This window comes from Idiomarina sp. 28-8 (assembly GCF_000320945.2).
Taxonomy (GTDB): Bacteria; Pseudomonadota; Gammaproteobacteria; order Enterobacterales; family Alteromonadaceae; genus Idiomarina; species Idiomarina loihiensis.
The window spans coordinates 643,746-661,929 of record NZ_DF266789.1 but is presented as its reverse complement, the minus strand read 5'-3'; the positions used below and the strand labels follow the sequence as shown (position 1 = coordinate 661,929).

The 18,184-nt window shown below is 48.3% G+C and carries 15 protein-coding genes; 2 read left to right on the top strand and 13 right to left on the bottom strand.

The window, feature by feature from the left end:
• Positions 1–3: 3 nt before the first annotated feature.
• From RJ32_RS03315 to RJ32_RS03290, 6 genes are all read right to left on the bottom strand, one after another.
• Positions 4–2,022: a TonB-dependent copper receptor gene (locus tag RJ32_RS03315; protein WP_034819023.1), complete on the bottom strand. Its 2,019-nt coding sequence runs from the start codon at positions 2,020–2,022 to the stop codon at positions 4–6.
• 96 nt (positions 2,023–2,118) lie between these two features.
• A complete protein-coding gene (locus RJ32_RS03310; RefSeq protein ID WP_011233432.1) occupies positions 2,119–2,430 on the bottom strand; it encodes a helix-turn-helix transcriptional regulator in 312 nt (103 codons plus the stop codon).
• Between the two features lie 7 nt (positions 2,431–2,437).
• Entirely contained in the window at positions 2,438–2,656 is a 219-nt protein-coding gene (locus RJ32_RS03305) for a DUF2892 domain-containing protein (RefSeq protein WP_011233433.1), read from the bottom strand.
• A 24-nt stretch (positions 2,657–2,680) separates the two neighbouring features.
• Positions 2,681–3,886: a hypothetical protein gene (locus RJ32_RS03300; protein WP_034819020.1), complete on the bottom strand. Its 1,206-nt coding sequence runs from the start codon at positions 3,884–3,886 to the stop codon at positions 2,681–2,683.
• 2 nt (positions 3,887–3,888) lie between these two features.
• Positions 3,889–4,689, bottom strand: a complete 801-nt coding sequence (locus tag RJ32_RS03295) for an outer membrane lipoprotein-sorting protein (RefSeq protein WP_011233435.1) — start codon at positions 4,687–4,689, stop codon at positions 3,889–3,891.
• A complete protein-coding gene (locus RJ32_RS03290) occupies positions 4,686–7,202 on the bottom strand; it encodes an RND family transporter (protein WP_034819018.1) in 2,517 nt (838 codons plus the stop codon). Before RJ32_RS03290 ends, RJ32_RS03295 begins: the two co-directional genes overlap by 4 nt.
• Positions 7,203–7,299: 97 nt before the next feature.
• Here RJ32_RS03290 and deoD point away from each other — a divergent pair, with 97 nt between their 5' ends.
• Complete coding sequence (gene deoD, locus RJ32_RS03285; RefSeq protein ID WP_011233437.1) at positions 7,300–8,010, top strand: purine-nucleoside phosphorylase; 711 nt, start codon at positions 7,300–7,302, stop codon at positions 8,008–8,010.
• Between the two features lie 118 nt (positions 8,011–8,128).
• Positions 8,129–10,564, top strand: a complete 2,436-nt coding sequence (locus RJ32_RS03280; protein ID WP_235598904.1) for a bacteriohemerythrin — start codon at positions 8,129–8,131, stop codon at positions 10,562–10,564.
• A 5-nt stretch (positions 10,565–10,569) separates the two neighbouring features.
• Here RJ32_RS03280 and RJ32_RS03275 read toward each other — a convergent pair whose 3' ends face one another.
• The 7 genes from RJ32_RS03275 to narL form a co-directional block, all read right to left on the bottom strand.
• Positions 10,570–11,571, bottom strand: a complete 1,002-nt coding sequence (locus RJ32_RS03275) for a malonyl CoA-ACP transacylase (protein ID WP_034819014.1) — start codon at positions 11,569–11,571, stop codon at positions 10,570–10,572.
• Positions 11,568–13,754, bottom strand: coding sequence for a thiamine pyrophosphate-dependent enzyme (locus RJ32_RS03270; protein ID WP_034819012.1), 2,187 nt, complete (start codon positions 13,752–13,754; stop codon positions 11,568–11,570). Before RJ32_RS03270 ends, RJ32_RS03275 begins: the two co-directional genes overlap by 4 nt.
• 14 nt (positions 13,755–13,768) lie before the next feature.
• A complete protein-coding gene (locus tag RJ32_RS03265) occupies positions 13,769–14,941 on the bottom strand; it encodes an acyl-CoA dehydrogenase (protein ID WP_034819010.1) in 1,173 nt (390 codons plus the stop codon).
• 20 nt (positions 14,942–14,961) lie between these two features.
• On the bottom strand, positions 14,962–15,651 hold the full coding sequence (locus RJ32_RS03260; RefSeq protein WP_235598903.1) for a helix-turn-helix domain-containing protein: 690 nt from the start codon (positions 15,649–15,651) through the stop codon (positions 14,962–14,964).
• An 85-nt stretch (positions 15,652–15,736) separates the two neighbouring features.
• Positions 15,737–15,934 carry a YfhL family 4Fe-4S dicluster ferredoxin gene (locus RJ32_RS03255; RefSeq protein WP_011233443.1) on the bottom strand — a complete coding sequence of 66 codons (198 nt, stop codon included), beginning with the start codon at positions 15,932–15,934 and terminating at the stop codon, positions 15,737–15,739.
• Positions 15,931–17,229 (bottom strand): tRNA 5-hydroxyuridine modification protein YegQ, encoded by a 1,299-nt coding sequence (gene yegQ, locus RJ32_RS03250; protein ID WP_034819007.1) that lies wholly within the window; start codon positions 17,227–17,229, stop codon positions 15,931–15,933. Before yegQ ends, RJ32_RS03255 begins: the two co-directional genes overlap by 4 nt.
• A 137-nt stretch (positions 17,230–17,366) precedes the next feature.
• Positions 17,367–18,026 carry a two-component system response regulator NarL gene (gene narL, locus RJ32_RS03245; protein WP_011233445.1) on the bottom strand — a complete coding sequence of 220 codons (660 nt, stop codon included), beginning with the start codon at positions 18,024–18,026 and terminating at the stop codon, positions 17,367–17,369.
• Positions 18,027–18,184: the final 158 nt, after the last annotated feature.

Here is an 18,184-nt window from a genome sequence, read left to right as displayed (position 1 = left end):
GGCTTAAAAGTGGTAGTTGGTCTGCAGCCAGACAGTACGACCCGGCTCATTAACTTTGTCAATTTGCTGGTATCCTGAAATGCTGGCGGCGGAGCGACTCAAGTGCTCTGCATAGGTTTTATCCAGTATATTATCGACTCCTAAACTTAGCTGCCACTTTGGATCAATTTTCCAGTCGATATTTGCCGATAAAACACCATAACCCGGGCTATTACCGATATCATAGCCAATGACATTGCCCTGATTCACTGCTGTGCGCTCTTGTTTATCCACCAGGCGCCAGAGCAAAGAGTAAGTCAGTGCGTTGTGGCGGTAATCAGTGGCAATACGCAGTTCATCAGCAGGTTGCTGCGGCAGATAGTTATCATCGGTTTTATTACTTCCGCGGGTTATGGCCAGTGCTGATGACACCGACCAGGCTTGGGTCAGTTGGTAACTTAAGGTTGTTTCCCCGCCCCAGGTTCGGGCATTAATATTACGGACGGTATCCGGCTGCATCATCATGCCTTTTTGCAAAAGAATAAAGTCATCGACCCGACTGTAGAAAATGGACGCGTCCAGTCGCCATTTATCGGTGTTTATATCGAGACCAATATCCCATTGTTGGTTGGTCTCTGCGCCGGTGTAAAAAGCCGATTCTGACGTTGGTGACTGGCGGCTGTTACCAATGGCCTCCCAGTAGTCCGGGAACCGCTCCGCCTGACCCCAACCCGCATACCAATAACCATTTTTAAGCTGTTTTTCTATACGAAGAAACCCGCTATGAAGGTTCTCACTGCGTGTTTCATTCGCCGTGGGGTTGGATTGAGCCGGAGCTGACATAGGTTGAATGTCGGTGCGCTTGTCTGTCATTTTCCAGTGATCAAGCCGATAACCGCTGACTAACTGCCATTCTTGATCTATAGAGTGGCGGTATTCTGCATAAATGCCATCTTGCTCAATAAAAGCGTCATCAACTCGGTTAAGGCTTTCAAATGGTTGGTTCAACTGATCTTTGCTGGAACGGTTACGGTGATCTGACTCATTATGTTCAAGCCCAGTTTTGAGTTGCCCGGAAGGGTTTAACTGCCATTCGGAGGCAAGTTTAAAACCACGGGAATATCTATCCGGATTACTTGCCGTTGGGTTGGGCATCATCATCGACGGGGTAAACTCGCGCAACGAATAGTTGTCCATAACGTGGTCAATGGTATTGAAATAGGCATTAACAGAAAGTTCTTCGAGCGAACGGTTGTCAGGTTGCCATTGGTAATTCAGTGCGACGCTTTCACGGTCAAAGAGCACCCCATCCATACTGCGATCGGCGTAGGCTGCCTCGCCATCGCTGACGCCAAGTTTGAGCATCAGACGATGCTGCCGTGACGGTGTCCAGGCAAGGTCAATATCGCCACTCCAGCGCTCATACTGGCTGTTAATGCTATTACCCGAGCCATCTTCGTAGTCATCGGCGGTTGCGGTAGAAGCGTTTACCCGCACGTAGCCGGGCTGTGCCCCCCAGGTTAAATCCGCCGTAGCATTCAGGCGGCCGTACTGCGCCGTGGTGGAATTTAAGTAACCGGTAAACTCCGGTATCTCAAAAAACGTTGCTTCGCGCTCAAAATGAATAGATGCCGCTGAACCGGCGAACAATACGGTTTGTGGGCCCTTAACAATCGTCACGCTGTCATAACTTTGTGGGGTTATGTACGCCGTTGGCGGATCCATGCGGCTGCTACACCCACCCTGCAGCATTTGTCCGTCATTAACTATGGTCAGTCTGCCAGCTCCCATTCCCCGGAATAATGGGTCAGCAGAGGCTCCACCTTTGCGGGTTGCACTAAATCCCGCAACGCTTTTTAAAAAATCACCGGCATCGTGAGCAGGCAGCGGTTGTCTGGGTTGTTTCGAATCGACCACCCATTCACTGGGCGACTGCATCGATTCGCCAATAATGACAATTCTTTCCTGAATATCGGTGGTTTCGTTAGCGTAACTGATAATTGGCAAGAGTAAGCAAGTTGCCAGAGGATAAATAGCTTTCATACGACATTGTCCTTTAATAAGGTAATGTCGCTATTATTCTCTATTTTTTAGGTGGTTAGGATGCGACAAAAGGTAGCATCCCTTTAGTAGTACCACTTAAAGCGAAGGGCAGAATTTATCTTTCAATAACGTCATAAAAGCTTCGGTATCCGGGTCTTTTATGGAGTAGTACACGGTTTGCGACTCTTTACGAATGCTGACCAATTGCTGCTGACGCAATACCGCAAGATGTTGTGAAAAAGCTGACGGGCTTAAGTCAAAAAACTGATGAAGCTGACCCACACTTTGTTCACCTAAAGCCAGTCGGCATAAAATTTGTAAACGGTGGGGGTTACCTAAAGAGCGCAGAAAGCTTGCTGCATTCTGCGCCTCTTCCTGATGCATCTCTTGTGATTCAGTTGCACTCATGGTGTCGTTATTTTCCTGATTTTTCTAACTCACGCTCTGTTTTTAATCCTAAGACTTTTCTCATAAAAATGCCTGCAGGACAAAAACCCGTGAAAGATTGTTGAAATAAGTTCGCGCCAATAAATACGGTTAGCCATACCCAGTTAGGGTGAACCCAGTAAGTCAAAGCTACCGATAACAATACCATAAAGCCGGCAAATGCGGTTATAGCTCTTTCGACACTCATCGTAAAACTCCTTCAGTTTTTTTATTAAAATGCATACCGCATACGCAGATACGCGTTGTTGTTTTCAGTGAACTGGCCAAAAAAGGTGTCTGGGCGTTCGCGGAAAAATAGGTTGAAACCACCGCTGAACGACCAGTTATCGTCAATACGGTAGTCGAATGTAGGCCGTAAATAGCCGTCGCTTTGATTCGGTGATACAAAAGCAAACAACGACAGACTCAGGTCATCACGCTCGTCTCGCCAGGTTAAGCGAGTGGTGAATACGGTGCGCGTTTGTGCGTTGCCTTTCTCCAGGTAAGCCTGAAAGCCGCCGGTAAAGCGCGTCCATAATTCTTGCTCGTAACCAACCAGTGCGCGCCAATGATCTTCTGCATCATGACGGTTGTAATTGACGACTTCGGTATTCATTAATCCGGGTCCTAGGGGCATTCGAACGGAGGCGCCAACCACAGTTAAGCGGCCGAAGGTGGGTTGGAAGTTGTCAGTCACTGCCTCCGGACTTTTGGTAAAGCCGTCGTAACCATAGACGGCGTATTCCACACCTTCGTGATTACGGAACAAGCGCAAAGCGTACTCATCGCGCGTGGGCTCAACAAACTGAATGGACGGATCGTCGCCTGTCAGCTGCTGGGTTAGCGGATTAAAATAAGAAATGCGTTCACCGCGAATGTAATTGTCGTGGTCAAACTCAGGAGACCAGACAAAGTCGACATTGAACCAGTCGAAGTAGCTGGTGATACGCAGTGCGTCAGATGGCGCCTTCAAGTATTCCTGGTCACGTCCGACAAAGAAGGACTGCCAGTCTTTAGGGAACAGATCGTTAAGGAATAAGTAGTCGCCGGTGCCCCAGGTGAGTACCTGACGGCCAACTTTTATATCGGTGTTATCGAAAACCGTAAACTGAGCATTAAGTTCGCGAATTTGACCGTGCCAGGTTTCATCAAAGCCGTCGTACCAGCCGTCGGCTTTTGCTGTCCAGGCAATATCTTGCCAGCGTTCGTCAAAACCCAACTGTAGTCGAGGCTCAGCAATAGACAGACGCTTGTGATAGGGGGAGGATTCAAATCGTCCGCCTATTGCCGCCTCAACATAACCATAGACATCAATACCCTGGTCTTGTTCCGTTCCCCAGTCACTTTCCCATTCGTCATCCCCCCAGGAGTCCTGTGCCGATGCGGCCTGAGCCAAAGTGAAAAGAACAGTAAACGCTAAAATTTTCCGGTATGGCATAATTAGTCTCTCAGTTGTAACCATTCTGCCGGAGGGTTACGTAAGCTGCGCTCACTGAAAATACTGTCCGGTAAGCCAATGTCGTATTGCATAAAGCGGAATTGCATGTCGGTTTTACCGCCATTTTCAAGATCCGATATTCGTGAATGAGTCACAGTTGGGTAGCCTTGAACCGTTTCAATTTCTAGTACTTCCATTTTGCGATAAGCTTCGCCGCTGTCGTTATAGAAGGTGCTTTCTACTGGCAGCATGTGCTCTTTATCAATGACCACTTCGTAGTAGCTAAACTCAACCTTGTCAGAGTCTTTAGGTGTGCCTTTTAGCACGTACTTTGCATCGTCCTCCGACAGAACTTCATAGCTGTCTAAAGCGGTATCGCGACCGGAAACGTCTTCATAGAAAAAGTGTGAACCGACAAAAGACGTACGCTTGTCGCCTGCTGATATGCGTTTAACCAAATCCAGATCGGGTAAATAAAGCCAGCGGTCATCGTCGTCGTTGACTCGTTTTACCACGCGAAACACAGTGTCACGCACATCGGCAGGGCGTGAGAAGAATATCATCATGTCCTGAACTCCACCGTCTTCCTGGTCTTTGCGCAAAATGGTGAATTGACGCATTTGTTCGCGGCCCTGATTATCAGTGATGATCATTCGCGCTGCGCTGCGGCCGTCATCACCAGAGTAATAGGCGTTTAACTCGGCTTGCTCGACAATTTCACGCGCGCTTTTTTCGGCACTAATAGCCTGGCCGCTAACGAATAAAACGGCGGCGGATAAAGCGGTTAAAAATAGGTGTTTCATGATTGGTCTCCACGGAATATAAGGCGGCTAAATACGGTCATTACCGCCGGGAGCATAATAAGCGTCACTATGGCGGATATGGCCATAATGCTGGCTAAGAATACGCCTACGGTAATGTAGGGCACTAACGGTGCGAACAGCAGTGGCGTAAAGCCAATGGCAATGACAATGGCATTGCGGGAAATGGCCCGCGCGGGCTCATCAAACATAACTACCAGAGTGTCTTTCCAGTTACCGGTTTGCTTGAATGTAGCGCGGGTGCGTTCAATGAAGTGAATAGCAAAGTCCACCGACAGCCCAAGCGTCAGCGATGACAGCACGGCAATGGGCATGTCGTAGTCTTTACCGACCCAGCCGATAAGTCCGTAAATAAAGGCAATGGTCAGACTCAGCGGTAACATGGCCAGTACACCGAAGACCACTGAGCGGAACAGCAGCACCATCATAATAAACACCACCACAAAAGCACTGATTAAGCTGTCGAGCATGCCTTCGACCATGGCTTCCTGCCACACGACGTTCAGGTAAGCTTTGCCGGCCCAGTCCATTTCAGTGTTTGCAGGCAGAGGATTATCCTGAATATAGCTATCAACAGCTTTGACGACCTGGGTTACGTGTTGGTTGTCACCGCTGGTTAACTGCAACCACATTAAACTGCGTTTGTAGTCCGGCGTAACAAAGTGCCAGAGGTCCTGCGGACGGTGCGATGACTGATACTGCAACAGGGTTTGCGCAACGCCGTTGGCATTGTCCGGCAGTTGGTAATCTTTCTCTTCACCGGAGCGTAATTCACGGTTAACCGTCTTGACCACGTCGGACAGGCTGTTGGATTTGCCCACCAAGCCTGTCGTTTGCAAGTACGCTTGCATCTCGCTCATGTAAGCTAGTAATTCCGGGCTTTGGAATGCTTTGCTGGCGCTATTCAGCTGTTCGAGCTCTGTCATTAAGCGCTCTAACGGCTCTAATTGGTCGGAACCAACGCTGAAGAGCAGATCATCAATAGCGATAATCCACTGGTTAAAGTTCACTTTTTCTTGCTCAAGCAGAGCGCTTATAGCATCCCGCGATTCTTCAGACAGCGCGTCGTTATTCAGGGCGTCACGAACCGCTGAGCGAGCCTTTTCGGTCGTATCTAAGGTATTTTCAAATACTACATACGCGTTGTACGTCCCGGCAAAGTGGTCGTTTAATACTTCGTCAGCAATACGAACCTCGTGGTCAGGTTTAAACCAACGCACCGGGTTGTCGTTAATGTTTATTTGCTGAATACCGAACCAGGCAAAAGCCAGAACGGCCAGGAAAAAGGCTATCCACAATTTGGCGTGGCTAGCCGCGGTAGCCCCCATTTTTTGCAGCCAACCTTGTTTATGCTCGTCATGAGTCACTTGAGTAAAGCTTTCCAGCGTTGATGGTTTCAGTGCGCAAATATAGGCAGGCACGAAAAGCACCGTAATTAAGAAGGCCAAAAGAATTCCGGAGCCAACGAAAGCGCCGAACACCTGCACCGGTGGAATTGGCGTTAGCATCAGCGAGTAAAAGCCAATAGACGAGGTTATTGAGGTAAATAGCATGGGTGTAAACAGGTGCCTCAGCACGTCTTTTATGGTGTCTTTTGCATTACCTTTTTCACGGTATCGGTCCGAAAACTCGGACATAATGTGCACTGAGTCGACTACCGCAATAGGCATCAGGAAAATAGCGATCATCGACGACATAATGTGTACGGTAAACCCCAGAGCAATGAGTGTTCCCATGGTAATAAGCACTGTCGACATGGCGACTATCATTGCTGCACTTATGAAACGCACATTGCGGAAGAAAAACCAAAGCAGAGCGAAAATTACCGCTGCTGCTAGCGGCGCTGAAATGCCCATTTGTACAAACATTTCATAGCCAAACTGGTCTTCAGCAACGGGTAAACCGGTAATGTGCCAGTCATCACTGGTTTCCAAAGTGGTAATTTTTTCACGCAGTTGCTCCGCCAGAGCATAGCTCTGGTCTTTGCTCTCAATGGGTACATAAATAGCGGCAGACTTGTCGTCGCCGGACACAATGGTGTTATAAAGCAATGGCAGGTCTTTTACTTGTTTCTGGATGTATTGCGCTTCCGCGTTACTTTCTGGCGGTTGTTTCATCATCCATTCAAAACGAATGGTGCCGGGCTCTTCCTGAGTAATATTATCGACATTCGCCAGTGACATCAGGTCGTCACTGATAACTCCGTCCAGTGACTCCGCGTAATTCGACATGGTATGCAGGTCGGTTAAAGTCTTTTGGTTGTAGACGGTGTTCTTATTCACTACGCCAACGACAATCATGTCATGCATAGCGAAGGTTTCTTTTACCTCATTATGGAAAACTCGCTGCGGGTTGTCATCCGGCAGCATGTTCTCCGGATCGGTATCAATGGTAATAGACGGGATGAACGCAGCGGCAGCAATAGTGATCAGCGTCAACGTCCAAACGACGCTTCTGCGATAGCCTGTTGCTAATTTCATAATAACATCGATCATATTATTTCTTGATAATCTAATTTAGAATAATTCGAAATATAGTCGATTATTTCTGAGTTGTCATCTATCTTGATGAAAAAATAACAAGGCGACTTCTATGACCACACCACACATTTCGGCAAAAGCCGGTGATTTTGCTGAACTTTGCTTGTTTCCTGGTGACCCGTTAAGGGCAAGACATATTGCTGAAACACATCTGGACAGTGCAGAACTCATAAGTGATACCCGAAATATGCTGGCATTTACCGGGCAATTTCGCGGTACACCCGTGTCGGTGATGGGATCCGGGATGGGGATGCCGTCTTGTGCACTCTACGCGCAAGAGTTGTTTCAGCATTTCGGTGTTGAGCGCTTAGTGCGGGTAGGCACTTGCGGTGCCGTATCAGCAAACCTTAATTTGCGTGATCTGGTCGTTGCCCAGGGAGCCTGTACTGACTCTTCAATGAACCAAAAGCTGTTTGGCGGTTATGACTTTGCAGCAATTGCAGATTACAAATTGTTAAGTGAGTTCGTCGGTTATTGTCAGAAGAAGAACCAGCGTGTAGCTGTTGGCAATGTATTTTCTACTGACAGTTTCTACCATCCGGACAAAAAACTGGAGTCTCGGCTGGAAGCCATGAATGTTCTGGCGCTAGATATGGAGGCAGCGGCTCTTTATGCGGTAGCCGCGATTCATAAGAAACAGGCTTTAGCCGTTATGACAGTTTCTGATGAAATAAGAACGGGCAATGGCTTGTCGGCTAATGAAAGACAGACCGCTTTTAACGAAATGACCAAGATGACTTTAGAAAGTTTACTGGTTTATTGATCACGATCAAGCAAAAGCCACTTGGCAACCAACAACACTGTATTATGTGTGACTAATGCCGATGAATGAGCAGAATAAGCCGTTTGTGGTTGTAGATTCTGCCTGTAGTGGAGTGGTTATGAAGTGGCTCGATTGGTTAACTCGCCCTGTCCAAAAGTTATTTAATTTACTGAGTTTTAGACGAAAATTTAGCTTGATTGGTTTTTTACTCTTTATTCCGGTTATTGTACTGAGTTCGTTGATGGTTAATGACTCACTGGAAAAAAGCCATCAGGTTGAACAAAAGCATGAAGCCGCTCAATACTGGCCAGAATTAAGAGGGCTTTTAGAGCATATCGCCATGCACCGGGGAATGACTGGGAGTGAAGCTCAAAAACGAGAGTTTTCCAGTGAAATAAACCGTTCAGTGCAAGCCATTAATCGTCATTTTAGTGCTCTGGATGACCTCCAAAGTAAACCAGGCCAAAGTCATTTGCTGCCAGAATCATTATTGCTGGAGCTGCGCCGTAAATGGCAGGGCTTAAGCGGTTCAACGGACACTTTTCATCAGCATACTGAGCTTTTGGAAAAGGTCCAAAGTGCGTTAAAGCTGCTTGGCAAAAACTCCCAACAACTGTTGGAAAATGATTTGCCTAGCTTGTTCTTAGCACGTCTTTCTGTTGAAGAACTGCCGCAGTTAGTTGAGCAGGGAGGTCGCTTAAGGGGGTTGGGAGCTCAATGGTTAAGCGGAAAGGAAAGCCCCGAACTACAGCAGGATGTCACCATTTTAAGCTACGTGCTGGAAAACCAGGTTTCCGACTTTGTGGACGTTGTCGAGAGTTTATCCGAAGAAGTTAACGACCAGGGCTTGTTGATGCAGGCTAAGGCAGCCGAACAGCAGTTAAGATTATTTAGCGAAACTGCTTCTAGCAAACTAATGGAACGCAATATGTCGGCCAGTGACTTCTTCCGTGAAGGAACTGCCGCGACAGGGGCGTTATTTGCTTTTTACGACAGCGTTATTCCGGCTTATCACTGGAGACTTGAACAGCGCCTGACAAAATTAGATACGGTGATTTGGACCAACGCGGCTTTGATTGTCGGGGTGTTGTTATTGCAGTTACTGTTATTTACCAGCTTATATTTAGGAATTTACCGGGCGGTGTCTGCCAATATTAAAATGGCCAAACAGCTGGCAAATGGCGACCTAAATAGTTTGAGCTCGACAGAGGGGCATGATGAGCTGTCGAAAATAACTCATTACCTGAACTCGGTCGCTATTGAGACCAGTTACTCAGTGGATGCTATACGCAAGTCGAGCGACGGCATGGACAGGCTGGGTAACGGTAATTATCAGGCAATTAAAGAGCTGGCCGAACGGGCAAGAGCTCAGGCTTCGCAAATGCAAAGCGCAGCTGCGGCAGTCGAGCAAATGACCTCGGCGATAAGTGAAGTGTCAGAGTCAACTCAGAAAGCCGCAACAGAAGCTGATAACACCCTGATATCCGCCAAAAATGGGCAGCAGGTTGTTCATACCATGGTGACTGCCATCCAGAGACTCGAGCAAGAAGTGTCCGAATCTCAGCGTGTTATAAAAACATTATCTGAAGATAGTCAGTCTATCTCGAAAATATTACTGACCATTAATGATATTGCCGACCAGACCAATTTGCTGGCGCTTAATGCAGCTATTGAAGCCGCCAGAGCCGGTGAGTCCGGTCGGGGCTTTGCGGTTGTAGCTGATGAAGTCAGACAGTTAGCACAACGGGTACAGGCTTCAACTGGCGAAATACAAAGTGTCATTGGTCGGCTGGAGACCAACACGAACAATGCAGTGCAAACCATGGAGCGCAATAAAACCCTGGCGGGCGAAAATGTCGAGCAAGCGAACCGGGCTGCAAGTTCATTATCCGACATTGTCGAAAATGTTGGTGTCATTAACGACTTGAATATTCAAATAGCCTCCACAACGGAAGAGCAGTCTGCTGTAACTATAAACATTCAGGAAAACATTAATTCACTTTCTGAAAGTGCACGAATTGTCGATGAACGCTCGCAAGAGGCGTTAGAAAGCTCTGCCCAGCTAACGACTTTAGGCGGCGAGATTAAATCCCTGGGTGACCGCTATTACATTGAAAAAGACGTGATAGAGCGACGTCTTTCAGAACAAGACGTACTCATTGAATGGTCGCCGAAGCTGGATGTGGGCATTGAAGAAATTAACCGTCAGCACCAGCGCCTAATTTACATTGCTAATGAGCTGTATCGCCTGAAGCTTCGTGACGGTGATCAGCATGCGTTACAGCGTCTGGTAGATTCGTTAATTAATTACACCGCAACGCACTTTAACTACGAAGAGTTGTTAATGGAGCGCAACGGCTATCCGGACTTAGAAAACCACAAGCTTAAGCACCGCGACTTAGTGCAGGATGTGATGCGCTTCAAGCACCGGGTTGATAGCCACGAAGACGTTATTGATGAGCTACTGGAGTTCGTAAAAGCCTGGCTCATGAATCATATTATGAAAAGCGATATGGCGTACAAAGGACACCTGAACAGCAAGGGTATTCACTAGTCCATTTACAGCCCCAGGCTAATCACCGGGGCTTCTTCGCTTTCCTGCCGTTGGGTAAAGTCATCTTTACTGGAAAGGTTTCGCCAGTGGGTTGCGACCAGACTTTGTCCGGTGGCGCCACCCAGGCTGTTGCCTGGTCCCAGCAACAATAGCTTATCCGGCGCAAACTCCCTTAAGGCAACTGTAATGGCTTTGGTGTAGTCATAATATTCGGTCACCTGGTGCCCAAAAGTATATCGTTGCAAGGCGTCTAAATGGCAGCCGGGCGGCTCCCAAATAACACCACGGCCGTCTATCAGTGGCAGTTCGGGTTGTCTGAAATGGCTGCTGTCCCACACGGAAAGAGCCTGATCTGACGCCTCTTTCATTAACGGCGAATGAAATGCCGCATGGCCGGGTAAAATCATAGGAAAGCGGTTATCAACCGGCTCCAATGCTTTGCTGGCAGCGGTAACAGCATCCTGTGTACCCGCCAGCAGAACGTACCCGCCGTAACGAATGGATAAAAACAGCTCTCCGGCGTGTTGTTCTAACATCTGACTAACGGCTTTTTCACGGGTTTTGTCCGGTTGCCACTGCTCGTTCATAATGGGGTAAATAAGCTGCGCACCGTCGGCAGCGGCAGTTCGCTTTGCCATATCGGTAACAATAGACATCGCGTTTTCCGGCCGCCATACACCGGCACAGGCGAGGGCGGTGTACCAGCCCATGGAGTTTCCGGTCACTGCCACTATGTCATACTGCTCCGGGTCAACGGCTTTAAAGTCGGCGTAACCGGCCGCAAAAATTAGGGCCGCCGAATTCTCGGGTTTTAAATGCAGGCGATGGTCGAATTTTGCTTTTTGGTCTAGCTCAGAGACGCTAATAAAACCTTCGTTTTCGCGGACTTTGTCTAACTGGTTAATGAGATCGCTTTGCTTTGGCAAATGGCGTTCAGTAATAGAGCCTAATTCAGGTTTGTTGTAACCACCACGACCGGGGCAGACGATAACGGCAGTTTGTTTCATTGGCCTAAATGCTCCTGTAAATAGTGGATAATGTCTTCTTTTCCAGGGAGAACTTTATAAGCGGCAGAGCCCAGAGGAATAAAACTGTCTTTGGCGGTAATGCGGTCAACACGCTGCCAGTCGCCTCGGTGTTCGTACAGAGCGGTAACCAGTTCTTCACTTAACGAGCCGCGGTTACGGCATTCGTCGACAATCAAAATTTGGTTAGCAGAGCCAACCGCCGCCACAACCTTTTCAATGTCCAGTGGTACTAAGTAGCGTAAATCCAGAATGCGAATGCGCTGTTCAAGCTTGAGTTCGCTACACGCCTGGCGACTTAAGTAATAGCCGTTGCCATAGGTGATAATAACCAGCTCATTACCTTCACCGTAACTGGAAGGTTCTCCGAGAGCTGGCAGCGCTGCGGAAGCTGGCGGAAACTCATGCAGCCAGTCTTTGTCGCCTTCTTCGAGCAGGTCCCGAGTCATATAAAGCGCAATAGGCTCCAGAAAAATCACTAAGCGTTTTTGGCAGTGAGCAAGCTGAACCGCTTGTCTCATCATGAGCACGGCGTCGTGTCCGTTTGATGGACACATCACAATAACGCCCGGAATATCACGAAATACGGCGAAGGAATTGTCATTGTGAAAATGTCCGCCAAAGCCTTTCTGGTAGGCCAGACCGGCAATACGAATGACCATACCGTTGTGGTACTGACCATTAGAGAAAAAGGGCAGAGTTGCGGCTTCGCCCCGAATTTGGTCTTCGGCATTATGTACATAAGCCAGGAACTGTATTTCTGGTATGGGCAGAAAGCCTTGCTGCGCCATGCCCATGGCTAAGCCAAGAATGCTTTGCTCGTCCAGTAAGGTATTCACCACACGATTTGCGCCAAAGTGATCGAACAAGTGGTGAGTCACGTGGTATACCCCACCTTTTTTGCCAACATCTTCACCAAATACCACGGTGTTCTGGTATCGCGCCAATATTTCGTGCAATGCCCAGTTAATCATTTTGCCTAAGGGTTGAGGCTTCTTAAAGTTGCGCTTATCAAACGCAAATACCGCCTGTTGCTGGGTGCTGGTTAGCGGCTGAGTATCGTCGGCCAGAGTTTTTGGCACAATGGAAGCCATGACCGACTCTGCGCATTCGAGCCTGGGTCGGGCAGAGGCCTCAGTGCCCACCCGACGAATGCGCTGTAACCAGCATTGTGCTTTTTCCGAGAGTTGAATGCCGGTACAAAGTCCTCGCTCAATAACTTGCGCTGCACTTTGCAAAAGCACGTCAGTTTCAAAACTTTGTTCTATCGATTCATTGCTGCGATAGGCAACTTCTGCATCGGCACCGGCATGACCAAAGAAGCGCTGAGTCTTCAAATGTAAAATAGCGGGCTTTCGCGTACGCCTGATATACTCAGCTGCCTGACGGGCTACTGCGTAAGTTTCACTGACATTAGCGCCGTCTGCATAGTAGTAGCGTATTGCTGGGTAATTCTGAAGCTGATGAGCTGTCCATCCTCTGGGAGTCGAGGTAGAAATACCAATGCCGTTGTCTTCACACACATAGAGAATAGGCATCGGCATGCCCTGATAAGCGCTCCAGCCGGTGGCATTTAGAGCCCCTACGGCGGTGGAGTGGTTTGCTGAGGCGTCGCCAAAGTTACAAAGCACAATGGCATCATCCGGCCACTGGCCAGCTTGCTTTAAGCGTTTACTGAGTCCAATGGCGTAGGCGGTACCCATAGCTTTGGGTAAGTGCGAAGCAATGGTTGAAGTTTGCGGTGGTATATTCAGTGCCAGGCTGCCTAAAACCTTGTGGCGACCGCCTGAAATAGGGTCTTCACTGGAGGCACAAAACGACAGCATGAGGTCATATAGCGAGTTCGAGCCTTCTAACTGCTTGGCACGCTGTAGAAAGAATGCGCCGCTGCGATAGTGCAGAAAAGCCGGATCGGTTACCCGTAAAGCCGCTGCAACTGCAGCGTTGCCCTCATGTCCCGCGCTACCAATGGTATAAAAGCTTTTGCCCTGGCGTTGCAGGCGACGCGATTCGATATCAATGAAGCGGCTCAGAACCTGGCTGTGAAAAAGTGCGAATAGATCTGAGTCGTTTAAATTTGAGTGCCGCGATTGCGGCGCAGGCAAGTCTGCCCGCGCCAGTCGCTCAATAAAGTCCTGTTGCCAGCCCTCAATATCGCAACGCATGGTAAGCCTCGCTACTAAAACGAAGGAATGTCGGTCTGTGAACGACCCAGAATTAACGCGTGAATATCGTGTGTACCTTCGTAGGTATTAACCGCTTCTAAATTCATCACATGGCGAATAACGTGGTACTCATCGGCAATGCCGTTACCGCCGTGCATATCGCGCGCCTGGCGGGCAATATCCAGCGCCTTGCCACAGCTGTTACGCTTAATTAATGAGATGGCTATTGGGTTGAGTGTACCCTTATCAAGCTCGCGTCCAGCTTGCAGGCAGCCTAATAATCCCAAGCTAATTTCGGTCTGCATGTCCGCCAGTTTTTTCTGTATTAACTGGTTAGCCGCCAGCGGGCGACCAAATTGGCTGCGCTCCAGCGTATATTGGCGTGCGGCATGCCAACAGAACTCTGCTGCGCCGAGCGAGCCCCAGGCAATGCCATAGCGCGCTTTATTCAGGCAACTAAACGGGCCTTTTAAGCCTTTAACTTCCGGGAAAATGTGGTCTTCAGATACCTCAACGCCATCCATAACAATTTCGCCGGTAATAGACGCACGTAGCGAGAACTTACCGTCAATTTTGGGGGCGCTCAGGCCTTTCATGCCTTTTTCCAGTACAAAACCGCGAATTTCGCCGTCGAGTTTTGCCCAGACGACAAACACATCGGCGATAGGCGAGTTTGTTATCCACATTTTAGAGCCAGACAGCACATAACCGTTGTCAGTGCGTTTAGCTGTGGTACGCATACTGGCCGGGTCAGAGCCGGAATCGGGTTCTGTTAAGCCGAAACACCCAACCCATTCACCGCTGGCTAATTTAGGTAAGTATTTCTTGCGCTGAGCCTCGGTACCAAAGGTGTAAATAGGATGCATAACCAAAGAGGATTGCACACTCATCGCACTGCGGTAGCCGCTGTCGACACGTTCAATTTCTCGCGCAATAAGGCCATAGCTAACATGGTTCACACCGCTGCCGCCATATTCTTCCGGTAAGGTCGCGCCGAGTAGCCCCATCTCACCCAGTTCGTTCATAATCTGGCGATCAAAGTTCTCGTTGCGGTTGGCCTCCAGTACGCGAGGCATCAACTTTTCCTGAGCGTACTGATGAGCGCTTTCCTGAATCATTTTTTCTTCATCTGACAAAGCATTTTGCCAGTTGAGCGGATCGGACCAATTGAAACCAGCGGATGACATGTAACCTCCTGAAAAAAGTACTAAGCGACTCGGCTTTCCAGAGCCGTAAAGTCATTAATAGTGAGAATGGATTGCTCGGTGTTAATCAGCTGCTGTTCTTTCAGGGCAGTGAAAATACGGCTGACAGTTTCAACAGCCAGGCCCAGATAATTAGCAATATCCGTGCGTGTCATTGGCAATCGGTACTCACTGCGGGACAATCCATGTTGATGCATGTGCGTGCTTATTGAAAGTAAAAAGGCCACAACTTTCTGTTCAGCACTGGTATTAACAACGTTTAAGTAATGTTTGCTGCAATTTGCTAAGCGTCGACTCATAAGCTGCAGAAGGTTACTTTCAACTTTAGGAAGTTCCTGCGCAAATAATTTGCTCAGTCTAATTTCACACAGCATAGAGGTTTCCATGGTCTCACAATATGTAGCTGCTGAACCGCTGGCTAAGCTCTCAAGACCGACAATGTCGCCAACCATATGAAAGCTGGTAATTTGCTGCTTACCATTGCTGTCAATGGTGTAGCACTTCACCGAGCCGCTTTTTATTGCGAAAACTGAATTGAGTTTTTGCCCTTCACTAAAAACAACATTACGCTTGTTAAAAAGGTGCGGTTCGCGGCTGCATTTATCAAGAATTTCGACATCGGTTGGCACTAAACCGGCGGGAACGCAAATTGATTGCATGCTGCATTGGCTACATTGAATTGGGGTACGCATAGTCATCTCATCTGCTGAATTATTGATCTGGTTCACTATACAAAACCCTCCAGCAAATTTATCTACCTCTAAAGAGAGATGAGAGTTACCCCTTATCTTGTAGAATATCGACAGCCTCTACCGGACATACCGCGTAGCAGTTCGGTGTATCGTAATAGCCTTCACACTCTACGCACTTATCCTGATTTATCTCGTAAATGCTGTCGCCCATTGAAATCGCTTCGGTTGGGCATTCGGGTTCGCAAACATCGCAGTTAATACAGCCATCGTTAATGACAATCATGCTACTTTCCTCACGGTTGCTTCTTTTATCAGAAAACAAAAGGGAATATCGTTCTTCTCGATGCTAACCGGTGTCTGCAGTTTCACTTGATAACCGGAACCGGGCGCGCGGATCATGGCCTCGTCTTTAAGCGACTCCATGCGTGCCAATTGAAACGGATAATTACCTTTGGGTGTCATCAGCAGCAGTTCATCACCAATAGAAAAGCCATTTTTCACCTCAACCTCATATAAGGTGTTGTCGGCGGTTGCTGCTGCCAGTTGTCCGACTAGAATATGCTCGCCTTCGCTGTGCGAGCGTTCATAATTCTGCAAGTCTTGTGGCGTATGGCGTTGTAAGAAGCCCGCAGTAAACCCTCGATTTGCCATACCTTCCAGTTCGCTAAGCAGCTCGTTATTAAAAGGCTTACCGGCTACGGCGTCGTCAATTGCGCGCCGATAAACCTGAGCTGTTCTGGCAATGTAATAGTCTGACTTAGTGCGGCCTTCAATTTTTAAGGAATGCACACCCATCTCAACTAAGTCCTTTACATATTCAACCGCGCGTAAATCCTTCGAGTTCATGATGTAGGAGCCGTGTATGTCCTCATCCAGCAACATTAAATCCTGTGGACGCTTCGGATCACCAAGCAGTACCGGTTCATATTGACCCACAGCGTTTTCCTTTGCTTCATGCACCTCATACCCCCAGCGACAGGCATTGGTGCAGGCGCCTTGGTTTGGGTCGCGCTTGTTCATGTAACCAGACAGCAGGCAGCGCCCGGAGTAGGCCATGCAGAGTGCGCCGTGTACAAATACTTCAACTTCCATGTCAGGAACTTGCTTGCGCATTTCAGCAATTTCTTTGAGTCCCAGTTCGCGCGACAAAATAACGCGCTCAATGCCTTGTTGTTGCCAGAACTGAAGTGCAGCCCAGTTGACCGTGTTGGCCTGGACCGATAAGTGCAGAGGTTGGTCGGGAAAGTACTGTTGCAGCAACATAACCACGCCGGGGTCAGACACAATTAAGGCATCGGGCTTCATGTCGACAATGGTGCAAATGTGTTCAACAAAACGGGCCAGCTTGGCGTTGTGCGGCGCAATATTGACTACAACATAAAAACGCTTTCCCTGCTTATGAGCTTCGTTAATGCATTCGCCTAAGTTTTCCAGGGTAAAGCTGTTATTGCGTACCCGCAGGCTATAGCGAGGTTCGCCAGCATAAACGGCATCTGCACCGTAAGCAAAAGCCATACGCATAGCTTCAGGGCTACCGGCGGGACAAAGTAACTCAGGACGGAAATCTGCGGCTGACATAAAACACCTGTATCACCAAATTAACGGTGAAGAATAGCAGAATCGGGGAATTGGCAGCTTGACGCAAATCAAGGAGAGGTAGCGAGGGTAGGTGTTGGCAGATTACCCTCGCGATTACGGGCGATTATTATCGGTCCTTATTGAGGCGCTTTATTACCCTGTAGGTTGACCATCCATACGGCGGCCTCAACCCGGGAGCGTAGCCCCAGTTTCTTCAATAGGTGCTTTACGTGTACTTTAACTGTGCCATCTGAAATATCCAGTTCGCGGGCAATGACCTTATTACTCATGCCTTTGGCAATTAAGCTTAAAATCTCGTGCTCGCGATTGGTTAAGTTACTCAATTGAGAAGTGGTTGACTGCGTTGGTTGGCGCAGTGCGGTCGCCAGTATTTCGGTAATGGCTTCGCTTAAAACCATTTTGCCGGTAACAGCGCGATGAATCTGTTCCAACAGCAGTTCGGGTTCCATGTCTTTTAGCAGGTAACCGTCAGCACCATTGGTAATTGCCGCAACCACATCATCATCAGCATCACTCACTGTTAACATGATGATCCGCGAGGTGACTCCTGAGTCGCGGAGTCTCTTCAGAGTTTCTATGCCATCCATACCCTGCATGTTCAAATCCAGAACGATTAAGTCAGGGTCGTGCTCTACTGCTAGCAGCAAGGCGTCCGGGCCATTACTGGCCTCTGCGACAACGGTCATGTCATCTTCCATCGCAATCAACTGCTTTAATCCTTTACGCAGTAGTGGATGATCATCCACGAGCATAATGCTGGCCGCTTCGGTTGTCATAGTGTTCTCCCTTATAAATTTAACCTGGTTAGTTTGACATAGCTTGTGCACAAATTCACCGCAGACAAGCATTACTTACACTTCTGAATAAAATTCTACTCCGAAAGAGGTAGCTGCTTACTCCATAATAAACCTAAAACTAACTCTTGATGTGAGTT